Source organism: Pseudomonas sp. ASL3, from assembly GCF_056680425.1.
Genome location: NZ_CM155281.1, coordinates 1,149,759 through 1,162,476, shown reverse-complemented (window position 1 = coordinate 1,162,476; position 12,718 = coordinate 1,149,759). Strand labels below are relative to the sequence as shown.

Here is a 12,718-nt window from a genome sequence, read left to right as displayed (position 1 = left end):
TGCATATTCAGTCGGTAGCGCTTTACCCGAAGGGTACGCGCCATAACTGCAGAGCAGGCTCACAGATTGACGCCGATCAGCACTGAAACAAGAACAGGCCGACGGCAAAGAGGAGAGGGGTCGAACAAAGCGTAGCAGAGGCGATGCGGTACGTATTAATTAATCATTGGAAAGCATGCAAATACGCTAGAAGCGTAATAAATGGGTTTAATTGTGTATTTTGCGATCAACTTTTTCTGAAAAGTAAAATAGACCGGACATTGAGTTTACAGAAGCACTAACAGGGGGCGTATAAAGTAGAGGGCCGTTCCGCCAGCGAATATTTCAACGTAGCATTCATGCGCTGAAAAGAAAGAGATAAGGCGACCGCCCATCTGGTCAGTCGTATTCGGCTTCCTGGTGTTCTCCCAGCAGGCGCCGTTGTCGCGGTGTGGCGGCCGCCAGCACAGCGGGGTTGAAACGCCAGTGCAGGTATGGTGCGAACTTCTGCGCCACCATGCGCCTGCCGTAGTGCAGCTGCAACAGGTAGCGCGTGCGGTCGAGGGTCCGGTTGCTGCCGCCTGCGTGCCACAGTTCGCTGCGAAACATCAGCACGTCGCCAGCCCGGCACAGCACCACCTGCGCAGTAAGACCCTGCCACTGACTTTCACCGACGGCGGGCGGCCGTCCGGCTCGGTGGCTGCCGGGGATCACCCGAGTGGGGCAGAGATCGGCGTCAATATCGTCGAGGTAGAGGTGCGCGGTGCAGATCTGCATCGGCAACGTGAAGGTAGGATCGGCCAGCAGGCTTTGTGGCAGTTCCATCACCAGATAGTCCAGATGCAGTGCGAGGCCGACGAAACCGGGATGGCAGCGCCAGGCGGTCTGGCCAATGAGGTGGCAATCGTCGCCGAGGGCCGCTTCGGCCAGCTCGATGATCCCGGGCAGGTCGAGAAACGGCAGCCACAGCGGGTCGCGGTTGAACACGCACTTGTAGTGGTCGAGCAGGCCGCTGTAGTCCCAGTGCTGGGGCTTGAGGCGGTCGATGGCGTCGCGCAGCGTTTCGATCTGAGCGCCATCCAGCACCCCAGACAACAGGACGAAACCTTCTCTATGCAGGGCCTGCAGACGATTGGCGGTCAGTATTGGCGAAAGTTCGGTGGTGTCCATGGCATGCACCCCGGCAAGCGCGGATGACTCCACGCATACTTGCACGGCGCACGGTGCGAGGAAAGGGGACACGGTTTTCTAGCCTTGCCCTTGCGTCCCCCACCCGTTCACCGCTCACCGACCTCGCTCCCTGGCGCGGGCTCTTGGTGTTGTAGGGAAACCTCGATGGCGATCAATTGATATAGCGCCTTCGGCGATCACTACCTTTACACTTCGATACTTCTTCACTCCCAAAGATCAAAGTCCATGTCTGAAGACTTCGAAGTCCCCAGCCCGCACGAACGTCATCTGGAACACGTCACCGAGCACGCCCATGCCCGCGGCGACAGTTTCGGCAGCAAGATAGCCGTGATGACGGCGATCATGGCGACCATAGGCGCCTTGCTCAGCTATCAAACCGGCTCCACTGAGAGCGAAGCGGCAATGGACAAAAACAACGCCGCGATCAAGAAAACAGAAGCCTCCAACCAGTGGAATTACTACCAGGCCAAATCCAGCCGACAAAACCTGTCTGAACTGGCGGTCCATATCCCCGGCCTCGATGCCGCGCATTACAGCGCGGAGGTACAGCGCTATAAAAGTGAAAAAGAAGTGGTGCGGCAGAAAGCCGAAGCACTCGAGGTGGAAGCTCGCGAGTGGGATGAAAAGTCGGAATTAGCATTGCATCAACATCACCGCTGGGCGCAGGCGATGACGGCGATTCAGATTGCTATTTCGCTGGCGGCGATTACCTTGCTGACGCGCAAGGAGTGGCTAAAAAGGGTGGCATACAGTGCGGCTGGAGTCAGTGTACTGCTGGGCACGCTGGCGTGGTTACATATCTAAGTAGACGAGGCTCCCCGATACGCCAGGTTGATATGTAAATTTGAGAGCCCGGCCCAGCGCCGGGCTTTTTCATTGCGCTACTGCCCCTTGCTTTGCCTCGTCGCCACAGAAGGAAATCCTGCTCGCGGCAAATCTAAAATGGACAGTTCTGAAGGTAAATTCAGCGCCCGCAGCACTGCGTAATCGTGCCCGTACACGTCGGGTTTAAAAGCCACTCGACCATCATCACTCAGATCCACTGTCCAATAGGCTAACAACACAGGCACTTTTACGGGGAGACTGATATTTTCTGTCTTACCGTTGGCTAACTTCGCCTGAATCGCGGCGGCACTCCAACGAATCGGGTCGTTGAACAACAGTTCTACCAACTGAAGCGGGTTTTCGACCCTGATGCAGCCTGAACTGGTGGCACGGCGTGATTGAGCGAACAAGTCTCGATGAGGCGTGTCGTGGAGATAAACCGCATAGTCATTTGGAAACCGAATGACAACCTGGCCGAGAGAGTTGTCAGGGCCAGCATCCTGACGGAGCGTGATGCCGTGCGGGTTGTGCCAATCGATGGTCGACGGATCGACGACAGCCCCTTGCTTGTCAAGGACTCGAATAAGGTTTGCGTCAAGGTAATGAGGATTCTTTAACACCTTGGGCAGAATATCACTGTTGAGAATCGTCGGTGGAACTGTCCAGGTAGGATTGAACGTTATGTAAGTAATCTCGGATTGAAATACCGGTGTGCTGCGGAAGGGTTTACCGACCTGTACACGAGAGCGCCATATAGCCTTACCGTTGCGATAAAGCGCGACCTTGTACCCGGCGATGTCAACGACCACGAAAGTTCCCTGAAGCTTATACAGTAGCCAACGCGCCCGCTCCATATTCACTCGGACTTGGTCTATCCGCGCCTCTATCGGTATATTCAACGCCGCAAGTGTCGCCCCACCCACGGCGCCGTCCACCGGAAGGTATTGCTCGGTTTGAAATTTTTTAACCGCAGCTGTAACGGTTTCGTCGTAGTCAATCCCTGTTGCCATTTGTGCGTCCAGATAACCACCGGCACTCAAACGGGCTCGCAACACCGCCACTGAGACGTCGGCCACGCCTGGCTTGAGAACCTGCCCTGCGGCAATCCGCGGCCAGCCGCCGCTGTCTCGAACCCTGCGCAGTTGCGCTAACCCCTGTCGTAACCTGCCGTAAATCGCATTTTGTGGCGGCGCTTGATCGAACGCGCGCGCTACGGCATGGGTTTCGATTGCGTCGAAAAAGCCTTTGACGTCTTCACGAGGATCGACGTCGATTGGATCGAAGTTCCAATGTATTTCCAGACGAGAGGGGTCGACTTTGCCGCGCCGCAACTGGAGCAGCGCCGTAATGTAAGTATGGGTGGCAGCTATATCAAACGTCGCGCGTTGTGCGGGGGTTGGCGCCGTTGCGTGCATCGACGCTTCGGCCCTGGCCAGATCATCAATGCGGAAATCACGAGGGTCCAGACCGTCTGCCTGAGTATTGTTCAGGCTTTTCAACAGCTGGGCTGCGTCGCTATCGTCGGTCCAGGCAGGACGGAAGCTTCGCTGAGCATAAAAATCGATTACCGCACGATTGACATCCACGCGTTGGTGACGCGGTGAGGCGGCGAGTAGAGGGGAAGAAGTTGAGCCCCCGGGGGCGAGAATTGCCTGGATCGCCTGTGCGACGGCGTTGGCTGGCGCAACGTCAATGGCGCTGGGTGATGGAGTCGTCAACAAAATAGGCGAAGACTGTGCTGTCGCTGAGTGGCCTATCAGGAGTCCCATAAAAAAGACGCGGCTTAACATGGATAAATTTGATCGCTGCCGCATGGACAATCCTTAATTTTCCGTACATGAGAGCTAGCATCCGTCACACTGCTAGACTCGTATGAATAGTGATGAGATCACGCACATGACGCTGGACCGCTTTGGCTTTTTAATGGCAGCCATGCTCCTGATGTCCATTTCTGTAGAAGCAGCCTACGCCGATTCGCTTGAGGCCGCGCTGGTCAAAGCGGCACCAGACGCTAACGCCAAAGTTATCGCGTTGGCCGTACGTGCGTCGCAGTGCAGGTTGGCGCAAGGCACAGTACCTGCCCAAAGGCTCGCAGTGATTGATTATTCTCTTCCCTCAACCGAGCAGCGACTGTGGGTTTTTGACCTGCAACACCGCACATTACTTTTTCACGAACTGGTCGCGCACGGCCGGAACAGCGGCGAAAATATGGCCAGCCAATTTTCCAACCAGAATGAAAGCATGGCCACCAGCCTTGGGTTATATCGGACGCGTTCGACCTATCTCGGTCATAACGGTTATTCCTTGCGCATGGAGGGATTGGAGCCTGGTTTCAACGATCATGCACTCGACCGAGCGATTGTCATCCACGGGGCACCCTATGTCAGTCGCGATATGGCGCGGTTGAATGGCCGTATTGGTAGAAGTTTAGGTTGCCCCGCCGTACGCCCTGCCATTGCTCATCAACTCATCGACTCAATGAAAGATGGCCAGTTACTATTTTCTTATTATCCTGATCAGCGCTGGCTGAACTCGTCGTCGTTTATAAATTGCGATAGCTCCAGCGTGGCTGATGCATCCAAACCGATGACAGGCTTTTAAAGGGTGGGGGTTTGTGGAGCGGTTACTTTAGTCGTGTCCAGACGCTCCTACCAACGCAACTCGAAGGCATTTTTCGCGCCCAGCTGGATGCTGCTGCCCCAGCGTGCGCACTCGCGAGAAAGGGTGTCGTGCAGCCATTGACGGTCATCCCCTTCGGCGCGACAGATGCGAAAGCGACGGAGGCGGGTGGGTATCAGGTCCAGCGACTGCAGCTGCCCGCCCGGGTCCAACGAGGCAAAGTATAGAAACCCCAGGTCGCCGCGAAAGGCTGTGTGGTCCTCGATGCCTTCGTAATCGCTCAGGAGATCACCGCAGCCATAGAGAATCAGGCGTTCGCGGTACACCTCGATGCCCTTGACGTGGTGCGAGGAATGCCCGTGCACCAAGTCAACTCCGGCCTCGTCGATCAAGGCATGGGCGAACCGGACCTGCTCCCGCGGGATATCGAACCCCCAGTTGCCGCCCCAGTGAATGGAAGCGATCACCAGATCCCCCTGATTTTTGCCCTCGAGAATCCGTTTGGCCACAGGGCGCAGGCTTTGCATCGACAGATCCTCCAGCCGCGCGACGCCCGCGCGTCTATCCGTGGCGGCCCAGTCCGGCGGAATGCCGCTGTCGGGTGCGCCGAGGCCAAACACCAACAAGCGCCGCCCGCCAAGCTGCGGCAGCACGGCGGGCGCTTCGGCAGATTGCCGGTTGTGCCCGGCGCCGGCGCTGCACATACCGTTGCTCGATAGGGTCTCTAGCGTATCGGCCAGGCCGGCTGCCCCCCAGTCCAGCACATGGTTGTTGGCCAGCACGCAGCAGTCGATGCCGGCTGCGCTGATGGCCGGGAAGTTCTCCGGGCTCATGCGGTAATTGATGCCCTTTTGCTCCGGTCGTCCGCGGCGGGACACCGCAGTTTCCAGATTGATGATGCGTGCGTGTGGCTGGTGAAGTTCGAACTCATCCAGCGCAGCGCCCCAGACATAGGTGAAATCGACTGGGCGGGGAATCAAGCCATTGAGTCTTTCTGCCAGCCGGACGTAATCGCCGGCATTCTTGACGTAAGCTTCGTAAAGCCGCGGATCGCCAGGATGCGGCAGTACTGAGTCAATGCCGCGGGCGGTCATGACGTCGCCGGCGAGAAACAGCTTCAGCGTATCGGTAACAGCTGCCATGGCGCCCTCCCAGATCGTGAATAACGTAAACCGGGGACAGCCCCCAATTAGCTCACCTGCGACCCCATCACAACGATCATCACGCCTCAACTATAGCCAGGTGGCGCTCTCAATCAGGCCAGCCATATGACGGCTGATGCCAGGCTCAGCATCGACTGATAGTTTCTTGCCCGTCGTTCATACCTTGTTACGATCCGGCGATACTGCTTCGGCTTCTGGAAAAAGCGCTCCACCCAGTTGCGCACCTTTTAGAGATGCCGATCCAGCCAGCGAGGTTTCAGGCGATTTCTTTTCGAGCAACTGGTTGTTATCGGGCTGATCCTGGCACAAAAGCAAAGTATTGAAGATCAGCTTATTCATTACTGCCTGATGTTCGACAGATAAGCCGAATGAAAAGCGTAGCGCTTCAAAGCAATTAAAAATTTCTAAATAAATCCGTCCAATGTACTTGATGCTGACAACAACATTGATATGGCCTGAAAGTTCTTGCCTCTAGCGTTTCCTCGCCCATTCATACACTGCACTACGCTCTCGCTTACCCACAGCTACGACAGATACGACAACTCGCTCATCAATTACTTGGTAAACCAGCCTGTAGCCTGAAGATTTCAACTTAATCTTGTAGCAGTCGGGCATTCCATGCAGTGAATCCGCCTGCACCCGAGGCAGCACAATACCCTCCGCCAACTTTTTCTTGAACTGCTCGCGCAGGGTATGCCCAAGCTTGTCCCACTCCTTGCGCGCGGACGGCAAGAACTCAAGCTTATAGGTCATCCAGGCTTACCGGCTCAGGGGTCTCATGGCTACGAGCACGAACCAGCTCTGCCAAATCCATATCATCCAGACGCTCCATCATTGCCTCAAACACGTCTGCCGGTACCATGTATCCCATTACCCGGTTGTGATTCAGCACAGCAACCGGACCACCATGGGCTCCACTCAGCACGGCAGAGGGGTTTTTCTTCAATTCGGACACACTGACGGCCATATCGGCCAGTACGCTTTGCATTATTAAGACTCCTATTTAGGTCTTAATTTTGGTCTTTTATTTGCGAAGGGGCAACCCTCCCCTCCACGATTTTGAGGGATTCAGTGTGATGGATGGGAGCGGCCAACCATATAGCCCTTTAAAACAGAGGCTTACAGAGTCTTTCTACTTCCCCCGTACCAGTTTTGTACCACCAAAATCTTCTAAAGCGACCTTTCCGCTATGGATATGTGCGTTTACATCAGGGGCAGATAACGGCCAGAAGAGGACCATGGACACAATGCACGTGACTCCGTAATGTGCTCTGTAGTCATGTGGCTTTTCCTCTACAACGTTATGCACTAAAAACGCGCCACAGGGATCTGGTTCAATATTTTAAGCTGACATCATTCAAGAACTTACAAGCTGAGTAGAAAAATATGAATCGTCGTAAAAAAATAAAGCAGCTATTAAAGGCTCACGCCAAAAAGGCTAGTGCCAAATTGGCACCGCCAAGCAAGTCTAAATACATTAGTAAAGCTGACCGATTGAAACTAGCTGCTGAATCCAGTCACGACTCAATCATTTCCTCTGAGAGCTGATCTATGTATCTTAAGCACCACCGGAATTTACAAATCTGGTTGGGCTAGGCATTCCGATGGCACGTACCGCGAGAACGCGGCCTAACAATGCACTCAAGGTCGCTCTCTTCGGTTGCTGGACGCTGCGCGATAAAGCCAATCTGTTGCATCGACCGGTTGAATCCACAGTCGATTGCTGCCAGTCAGGCGCAAAATCATCAGCCTTTTCGGTGATGGATTGGAGCTACTAGAAGTTCAGCCCACGGAAACAAACGCCCTCAGGCCTGCTCGGTTTCTCCTGTTCCAGTTACGTACCACCCAACCCCATTGCGCGTTTCGCAAATCGAGCCTCCGGCCTTTGTGCTGCTATGATTTCGATTTTCCGAATGGAGTCGAAGCCTTGTCCAACCAGAACGCTATGCAACCGCACAACGTAGACGAAGCCAAGCAAGCGTTAAGACCGGTCAGGACGTGCATCATTTGTGGCAATCCGGCAGGCTCAGGTGAGCATCTGTTTCCAGCTGCCTTGGGTGGCCGCAGAACACATAATGGAATCTACTGCAAAATCCACAACGAGGGGTTGTCGCCCTTCGTAGCGGTAATGGCTGATCAACTGGCCTTATTCAACGGCATGCTCGAAGTGCGGCACGATCGAAAGAAGGCTCCTCAACCGCCGATCATTGCATCGGCAGACGGATCGCTCTATTCGATCGAAGGGCAAAGATTTGTTCCACAAAGCACGCGCATACTTGCAAGGACGCAAGTTGGCGATGACAGGGAACAGATGGTAGTAGCGGTGCCTAAACACCTGATGGGTAAGTTCAAGGCCTTGGAAACCAACGGCGACATTATAATTTTGGCGAAAGGCCATCCTGTACCTCGGCTGCAGGATCAGAATATCGGCTTCAGCCTTAGCATCGGTGGTCCAAAGTTTCTTGCCGCGATCAGCTATGTGAGCATGACTTACTTCGCAAAATATCATCCCGAACTCGCGCGAGAAAAGACGGCAGATTTGGAGTCGTTGAAAGCAAGCCTTATAGACTCCGCAGCGAGAAAGGAAGATGAAGTAGCCTCCCCCGAACACGTCTGGTGGGAGTCTACTGAGCTTCTGGAAACTTTGCCGACGCCACCGTTTCGCTTCTCGCATACGATCGTCTTGTCCACCTCGCAGGAGACCATGCACGCTACAGCGTATCTCTGTCTGTTCGGTGTGTTTTGCTTCGGGATCGATTTCGGTGAATTCAAAGCGCTATCAGATCATACGGTGGTGGTGCACCTAGACCCATTGTCACCGCATCCCCCGAATGACCAGAGCGAGTACGTGCAGCCGGGCGCTGCCCTGCGCATCACACCTCCCAAACAAAGCCAGACCGAGCACCTGCGCAATTCATTGTCAAACGGCATTGCAGAAAGACAGCTATCAACCTTCGTCGCACGCACTATCGACTGGCATCTCGAGAGCGCGGCTATGGCAATGCTAGAGCGACTGCGACTCATCCCCCCAGGCAGGCTGATGACTTTGGCAAGTCGAGAGGCAGCGCAGCGGCTGTTGGACGACGAGGAACAACGCGTGTTTAACATGATGACGGAGTTCGTAAAAGAGTTTCGAGACAAACACTTGCGGGAGATGCCACACGCCGTCGGTACTGCGTACGGCCATGCCCTCCAACTTCAAATTGCGCCTCAAGAGTCAATGCCTGATGGCCTATCGCAGCCGGCTGCGGCAAGCCTAATAGTGGCTAAGTCAGTGCTTACCAATAAAATTCTTAAGGAGCGCGACCTAGGAAATCTGACGGTGGAAAAAGCGAAGATGCTGCTGGGAGGTGGAGAGGGCTTGGCAACCGTCGGACGCTCGATGCTTTCCCACATCATGGGCGAAAGTTTACTAGACGAATAGCTCCGCTTACAGCCGACTCCGGAAATACATTCAAGCTATCTTGAACATATCTCTGCCAGAGAACAGTGCGATGAAGATCTTCAATTTCTTCGCAACCTTTACGCACATCGTGCGTGGCGATACAGCATCACAGATGGAAGGACGAACGAAGCGAATTTACGCAATAATCAGAGCTCAGCCAGGGGTGGCTCAATCGGAAACGTTCGCAATCGTAAACACCACCTGTCTTCGCAGCGCAATGAACAACGCTTTGGCGCTGATTGAGACGCTTCGACAAGCGCACCCTTCAACTGAGCCTGATCTGGTGGAGTTAGATACATGAGAGCTAAGAACGTGCAGGAGGTAACGTTCACCCCGCGCTTCGCTCCGGGCGGCCAGACCCTTAACTCAAACATTAGGTATTTAACTCAGGAGTTCCCATGAACACGATTTTCAAAAATACTTTTGTTTTGCTCACTACACTGTTGCTCTCATCTTGCGCCTCAACCTATACCCCCCAAAGCACTTTCCCAGGATTCAATGGCTATTTTGACACTAAGCTAGGTGAAAATATTTTTCAAGCCGGCTTTCAGGGGGATGGATACGACTCACCAGGAAGAGTGACAGATCTTGCGCTTCTTCGGAGTGCCGAAGTGGCCTTGCAAAATGGTTTCGCTTACTTTGTGATTGCAAACATGACGGATAACTCCACTGGAGCCAATTATACAGCACAAAAAACAACGCAAGCGGCGGCGACAGTCGTCGGAAATACGGCATACGGAACTGCAACCACCTACGGCGGACAAAGCTTCTTCATTACCTACCCCAATACCACCAATACGATTGTGTGTTTCAAAGAGAAACCGGCCATACAAGGATTGGTATATGAAGCCAGGTTTGTAGCAGCATCACTTAAGTCTAGGTATAGTATTAAATAAAAATATACCAAGAAATTCCGGGTAAGTTTCTAACAAGACGCATATGGGTTCTCCCCCATAAGTAGTGAGTAAACGATATACGAGGGCAATCCGCGCTGCCGACCTTTGCGGATTCCGTGGCACTTGGACCTGACCCAACAGGGTTTATCTTCCTGACGTGGCCACCTCTGCATGCCGATTCAGCAGCACGCATTTGTCCGTCTGGACATAAATATCGCCCTCCAGGGGCTTGGCGCCGTGAATTTCTTTCATGGGCAAAGCTATGCCGCGCAGCCTCATTTGGGTGATTCGAAAGTACATGGGGCGCCTCGGATAACTGTTTATCCATACAGTTAACTTTCATCTAAACTTCAGGTCAACCACAGGCGGTGAAAATTCGACAGAGGGCTGTTATGTGCGGAAGACTGTCCCAGTACCGGGGTATCCATGACTTCGTGGAGGCGCTGAGCATGCCTAATGCGCTGGTCAATACCGTGGGTGATCAACCCATCGAACGGTACAACGTCGCGCCGACTACCCAGGTAGCTCTTCTCCATCTAGAAGGCGAAGTACTACACGCCGACCTTGTCCGCTGGGGATGGCGACCGCATTGGGCGACCGACCGTCCGCCGCCGATCAATGCCAGGGTCGACAAGGTCGCGCACGGTCCTTTCTTCCACGCAATCTGGCCACACCGGGCTATTACGCCGATCGATAACTGGTTCGAGTGGGTTTATGAAGGCGGTCCGAAGAAGCAACCCTACCTCATCCGGCGTCGGGACCGTGCGCCGATTCTGTGTGCAGCCCTTGGCCAATACCCTACCGGTAACCGAGAGCCGCAAGAGCACGATGGCTTCGTGATCATCACAGCGGACGGCGCTGGCGGAATGGTCGACATCCACGACAGGCGGCCTGTCGTCCTGGCTCCGGAACTAGCCCGGGAGTGGCTCACCCCGGCAACTCCAAAGGAGCGCGCCGAGCAGATGCTCCTGCAGCAGGGCGAGCCTTCCGAGACGTTCGAATGGTTCAAGGTAGATCACGCGGTGGGCAACGTGAGGAATCAGGGGGCCGGTCTCATTACCCCTATTGGCGCGATCATTAGGGGGAACAAAAAGGGCAAAGGATGACAAACATCAAACCCTTTGCACAGGTCCAGGATACTGCGCAACCAACGAATCAGCGGTTAGCAGTGTGATCCCTTCGACGGTCGCTTGGGCTACCAAAATGCGGTCAAAAGGGTCTTTGTGAATATCAGGCAGGCTATCGATAGCGACTGCATGCTCACTGCCAATGGGCAGTTCGCTATAGCCGTTGTCTAGCAACCCACGACGCAATACCCGTGCGTCCACTTTGAAGTCTGGGCGGCCCAGACTGTGTTTGATAGCGATCTCCCACAGACTGGCAGCACTGAAAAATAGCTCGTTCTCGGGCTCGCTAATCAGGGCGGTGGCAGTATCAGATAAACGACCTGGGTCGCCAGCAGCGCACAACAGTAGATGGGTGTCGAGCAGTAGCTTCATGCCTCACCGCCAAACAGATGCTCGATGTCATCGCTCCCCATCCGGTCAAAGTCATCGGGCACATTGATCTGTCCTGCCATGAAACCCAAGCGCTTAACTTGGCCAGGTTCGGGCGAGGTCAACGACATAACCTTGACCAGCGGCTTGCCCGCTTTGGCAATAATAAAGGGCTCACCGCGTACGGCCTGATCGATCAGGCGTGACAGGTGGGTCTTGGCTTCATGAATGTTGATGGTGAGCATAACGGACGCCCCGAAGTAAACTAAGTCCTGTTAGTTTGGTTCATTCAAAAAAAACGACAAGAGCCGTTTAAACATCAACCCACAAAGGTACACAGCGCCCATTCCGAACAGCCCCGAACCATCCGGCACTTTTTCATTTGACTCTTCTCTTGCCGCAAGTACGTCAAAGACGTATAGTCAGGCAATGCTCACAATCATTGAATCTCCACTGTTCACCAAGCTATGGCCTGACTATTGGACCGAAGAAGAGCGAGGTGCATTCATGACCTTTCTCGCCAACAATCCCGATGCCGGTGTGGTCGTGCCTGGCTCCGATGGCTGCCGTAAAGTCCGCTGGAGCGTCGACGGTCGCGGCAAGAGCGGATCTGTAAGGGTCATCTATACGGCACAGCTCGCCAGCGGAGCGTTGGTTACCCTGCTGATTTATGGCAAAGGCGCTACCGAAAATATCCCAGCGCACATCCTGCGAAAAATCGCAAAGGAGATGAATCATGCCCCTGACTGAAAAAGAACTGATCGAGCGTGACGCCAAACGCAATATTGGCGAAGAACTATTGGCTGCCATCATCGATGTCAAAGCCGGTCGTCATGGACATGTCCATACTGTGGAAATCACAGAGGCCGCTGAAGCACGGAGCAAAACCGGGCTTTCACAACCCAAGTTCGCAGAGCTTCTGGGCGTCTCCGTGCGCACTCTGCAGGAATGGGAACAAGGACGACGCTCGCCTTCTGGTGCTGCCAGATCATTGCTGCACATTGCGGCTCTGCGCCCTGACGTGTTCCGAGATGTCCTTTCGCACTGAGCCCCCGGTCAACTATCAAATCATCGATAATGACTCGCCTCTAAAACCTGCAATAA

The 12,718-nt window shown here is 54.3% G+C and carries 17 protein-coding genes and 1 pseudogene; 9 read left to right on the top strand and 9 right to left on the bottom strand.

Annotated elements, in window-relative coordinates:
- Window positions 1-284: 284 nt before the first annotated feature.
- Window positions 285-374, bottom strand: a pseudogene (locus tag AC1MEE_RS05225) (DNA adenine methylase); the annotation flags it as partial.
- A gap of 4 nt (window positions 375-378) precedes the next feature.
- Entirely contained in the window at window positions 379-1,149 is a 771-nt protein-coding gene (locus AC1MEE_RS05220; protein WP_480416156.1) for a phytanoyl-CoA dioxygenase family protein, read from the bottom strand.
- Window positions 1,150-1,395: 246 nt separating this feature from the next.
- Here AC1MEE_RS05220 and AC1MEE_RS05215 point away from each other — a divergent pair, with 246 nt between their 5' ends.
- Window positions 1,396-1,974, top strand: coding sequence for a DUF4337 domain-containing protein (locus AC1MEE_RS05215; RefSeq protein ID WP_480414243.1), 579 nt, complete (start codon window positions 1,396-1,398; stop codon window positions 1,972-1,974).
- A gap of 77 nt (window positions 1,975-2,051) precedes the next feature.
- On the opposite strand, the gene AC1MEE_RS05210 is transcribed toward AC1MEE_RS05215, so the two are convergent.
- Entirely contained in the window at window positions 2,052-3,809 is a 1,758-nt protein-coding gene (locus AC1MEE_RS05210; protein ID WP_480414241.1) for a L,D-transpeptidase family protein, read from the bottom strand.
- A gap of 82 nt (window positions 3,810-3,891) precedes the next feature.
- On the opposite strand from AC1MEE_RS05210, the gene AC1MEE_RS05205 reads away from it, so the two are divergent.
- A complete protein-coding gene (locus AC1MEE_RS05205) occupies window positions 3,892-4,596 on the top strand; it encodes a murein L,D-transpeptidase catalytic domain family protein (RefSeq protein ID WP_480414240.1) in 705 nt (234 codons plus the stop codon).
- Between the two features lie 47 nt (window positions 4,597-4,643).
- Here the strand turns inward: AC1MEE_RS05205 and AC1MEE_RS05200 are convergent, their stop codons facing one another.
- From AC1MEE_RS05200 to AC1MEE_RS05185, 4 genes are all read right to left on the bottom strand, one after another.
- On the bottom strand, window positions 4,644-5,756 hold the full coding sequence (locus AC1MEE_RS05200; protein ID WP_480414239.1) for a CapA family protein: 1,113 nt from the start codon (window positions 5,754-5,756) through the stop codon (window positions 4,644-4,646).
- 177 nt (window positions 5,757-5,933) lie between these two features.
- The gene (locus tag AC1MEE_RS05195; RefSeq protein ID WP_480414237.1) at window positions 5,934-6,116 is read right to left on the bottom strand and encodes a hypothetical protein; all 183 of its coding nucleotides are present in this window, start codon (window positions 6,114-6,116) and stop codon (window positions 5,934-5,936) included.
- Window positions 6,117-6,248: 132 nt separating this feature from the next.
- Window positions 6,249-6,530 (bottom strand): type II toxin-antitoxin system RelE family toxin, encoded by a 282-nt coding sequence (locus AC1MEE_RS05190; RefSeq protein ID WP_480414235.1) that lies wholly within the window; start codon window positions 6,528-6,530, stop codon window positions 6,249-6,251.
- Complete coding sequence (locus AC1MEE_RS05185) at window positions 6,520-6,765, bottom strand: type II toxin-antitoxin system Phd/YefM family antitoxin (RefSeq protein ID WP_480414233.1); 246 nt, start codon at window positions 6,763-6,765, stop codon at window positions 6,520-6,522. The genes AC1MEE_RS05190 and AC1MEE_RS05185 overlap by 11 nt, the downstream gene beginning before the upstream one ends.
- Before the next feature lie 398 nt (window positions 6,766-7,163).
- Between AC1MEE_RS05185 and AC1MEE_RS05180 the strand changes: the two genes are divergently transcribed.
- The 5 genes from AC1MEE_RS05180 (at window position 7,164) to AC1MEE_RS05160 (ending at window position 11,224) form a co-directional block, all read left to right on the top strand.
- Window positions 7,164-7,325 carry a DUF2986 domain-containing protein gene (locus tag AC1MEE_RS05180; RefSeq protein WP_081729292.1) on the top strand — a complete coding sequence of 54 codons (162 nt, stop codon included), beginning with the start codon at window positions 7,164-7,166 and terminating at the stop codon, window positions 7,323-7,325.
- Window positions 7,326-7,704: 379 nt separating this feature from the next.
- Window positions 7,705-9,201, top strand: a complete 1,497-nt coding sequence (locus AC1MEE_RS05175) for a hypothetical protein (RefSeq protein ID WP_480414230.1) — start codon at window positions 7,705-7,707, stop codon at window positions 9,199-9,201.
- Window positions 9,202-9,271: 70 nt separating this feature from the next.
- The gene (locus AC1MEE_RS05170) at window positions 9,272-9,523 is read left to right on the top strand and encodes a hypothetical protein (protein ID WP_480414228.1); all 252 of its coding nucleotides are present in this window, start codon (window positions 9,272-9,274) and stop codon (window positions 9,521-9,523) included.
- A 97-nt stretch (window positions 9,524-9,620) separates the two neighbouring features.
- The gene (locus tag AC1MEE_RS05165; protein WP_480414227.1) at window positions 9,621-10,118 is read left to right on the top strand and encodes a CC0125/CC1285 family lipoprotein; all 498 of its coding nucleotides are present in this window, start codon (window positions 9,621-9,623) and stop codon (window positions 10,116-10,118) included.
- Between the two features lie 392 nt (window positions 10,119-10,510).
- The gene (locus tag AC1MEE_RS05160) at window positions 10,511-11,224 is read left to right on the top strand and encodes an SOS response-associated peptidase family protein (RefSeq protein WP_480414225.1); all 714 of its coding nucleotides are present in this window, start codon (window positions 10,511-10,513) and stop codon (window positions 11,222-11,224) included.
- Between the two features lie 6 nt (window positions 11,225-11,230).
- On the opposite strand, the gene AC1MEE_RS05155 is transcribed toward AC1MEE_RS05160, so the two are convergent.
- Both AC1MEE_RS05155 and AC1MEE_RS05150 read right to left on the bottom strand, forming a co-directional pair.
- Window positions 11,231-11,617 (bottom strand): type II toxin-antitoxin system VapC family toxin, encoded by a 387-nt coding sequence (locus AC1MEE_RS05155; protein WP_480414224.1) that lies wholly within the window; start codon window positions 11,615-11,617, stop codon window positions 11,231-11,233.
- Window positions 11,614-11,859, bottom strand: a complete 246-nt coding sequence (locus tag AC1MEE_RS05150; RefSeq protein WP_480414222.1) for a type II toxin-antitoxin system Phd/YefM family antitoxin — start codon at window positions 11,857-11,859, stop codon at window positions 11,614-11,616. Before AC1MEE_RS05150 ends, AC1MEE_RS05155 begins: the two co-directional genes overlap by 4 nt.
- Before the next feature lie 262 nt (window positions 11,860-12,121).
- Between AC1MEE_RS05150 and AC1MEE_RS05145 the strand changes: the two genes are divergently transcribed.
- Both AC1MEE_RS05145 and AC1MEE_RS05140 read left to right on the top strand, forming a co-directional pair.
- The gene (locus tag AC1MEE_RS05145) at window positions 12,122-12,364 is read left to right on the top strand and encodes a hypothetical protein (protein WP_480414221.1); all 243 of its coding nucleotides are present in this window, start codon (window positions 12,122-12,124) and stop codon (window positions 12,362-12,364) included.
- Window positions 12,351-12,662 (top strand): helix-turn-helix domain-containing protein, encoded by a 312-nt coding sequence (locus AC1MEE_RS05140; RefSeq protein WP_480414219.1) that lies wholly within the window; start codon window positions 12,351-12,353, stop codon window positions 12,660-12,662. The genes AC1MEE_RS05145 and AC1MEE_RS05140 overlap by 14 nt, the downstream gene beginning before the upstream one ends.
- Window positions 12,663-12,718: the final 56 nt, after the last annotated feature.

Excerpts from the sequence above, each read along its gene's own strand:
- AC1MEE_RS05155 (WP_480414224.1), bottom strand. The coding sequence starts at position 11,617 with ATGAAGCTACTGCTCGACACCCATCTACTGTTGTGCGCTGCTGGCGAC.
- AC1MEE_RS05160 (WP_480414225.1), top strand. The coding sequence starts at position 10,511 with ATGTGCGGAAGACTGTCCCAGTACCGGGGTATCCATGACTTCGTGGAG.
- AC1MEE_RS05170 (WP_480414228.1), top strand. The coding sequence starts at position 9,272 with ATGAAGATCTTCAATTTCTTCGCAACCTTTACGCACATCGTGCGTGGC.
- AC1MEE_RS05195 (WP_480414237.1), bottom strand. The coding sequence starts at position 6,116 with ATGAATAAGCTGATCTTCAATACTTTGCTTTTGTGCCAGGATCAGCCC.
- AC1MEE_RS05180 (WP_081729292.1), top strand. The coding sequence starts at position 7,164 with ATGAATCGTCGTAAAAAAATAAAGCAGCTATTAAAGGCTCACGCCAAA.
- AC1MEE_RS05165 (WP_480414227.1), top strand. The coding sequence starts at position 9,621 with ATGAACACGATTTTCAAAAATACTTTTGTTTTGCTCACTACACTGTTG.
- AC1MEE_RS05205 (WP_480414240.1), top strand. The coding sequence starts at position 3,892 with ATGACGCTGGACCGCTTTGGCTTTTTAATGGCAGCCATGCTCCTGATG.
- AC1MEE_RS05145 (WP_480414221.1), top strand. The coding sequence starts at position 12,122 with ATGACCTTTCTCGCCAACAATCCCGATGCCGGTGTGGTCGTGCCTGGC.
- AC1MEE_RS05140 (WP_480414219.1), top strand. The coding sequence starts at position 12,351 with ATGCCCCTGACTGAAAAAGAACTGATCGAGCGTGACGCCAAACGCAAT.
- AC1MEE_RS05210 (WP_480414241.1), bottom strand. The coding sequence starts at position 3,809 with ATGCGGCAGCGATCAAATTTATCCATGTTAAGCCGCGTCTTTTTTATG.
- AC1MEE_RS05200 (WP_480414239.1), bottom strand. The coding sequence starts at position 5,756 with ATGGCAGCTGTTACCGATACGCTGAAGCTGTTTCTCGCCGGCGACGTC.
- AC1MEE_RS05215 (WP_480414243.1), top strand. The coding sequence starts at position 1,396 with ATGTCTGAAGACTTCGAAGTCCCCAGCCCGCACGAACGTCATCTGGAA.
- AC1MEE_RS05220 (WP_480416156.1), bottom strand. The coding sequence starts at position 1,149 with ATGGACACCACCGAACTTTCGCCAATACTGACCGCCAATCGTCTGCAG.
- AC1MEE_RS05190 (WP_480414235.1), bottom strand. The coding sequence starts at position 6,530 with ATGACCTATAAGCTTGAGTTCTTGCCGTCCGCGCGCAAGGAGTGGGAC.
- AC1MEE_RS05185 (WP_480414233.1), bottom strand. The coding sequence starts at position 6,765 with ATGCAAAGCGTACTGGCCGATATGGCCGTCAGTGTGTCCGAATTGAAG.
- AC1MEE_RS05150 (WP_480414222.1), bottom strand. The coding sequence starts at position 11,859 with ATGCTCACCATCAACATTCATGAAGCCAAGACCCACCTGTCACGCCTG.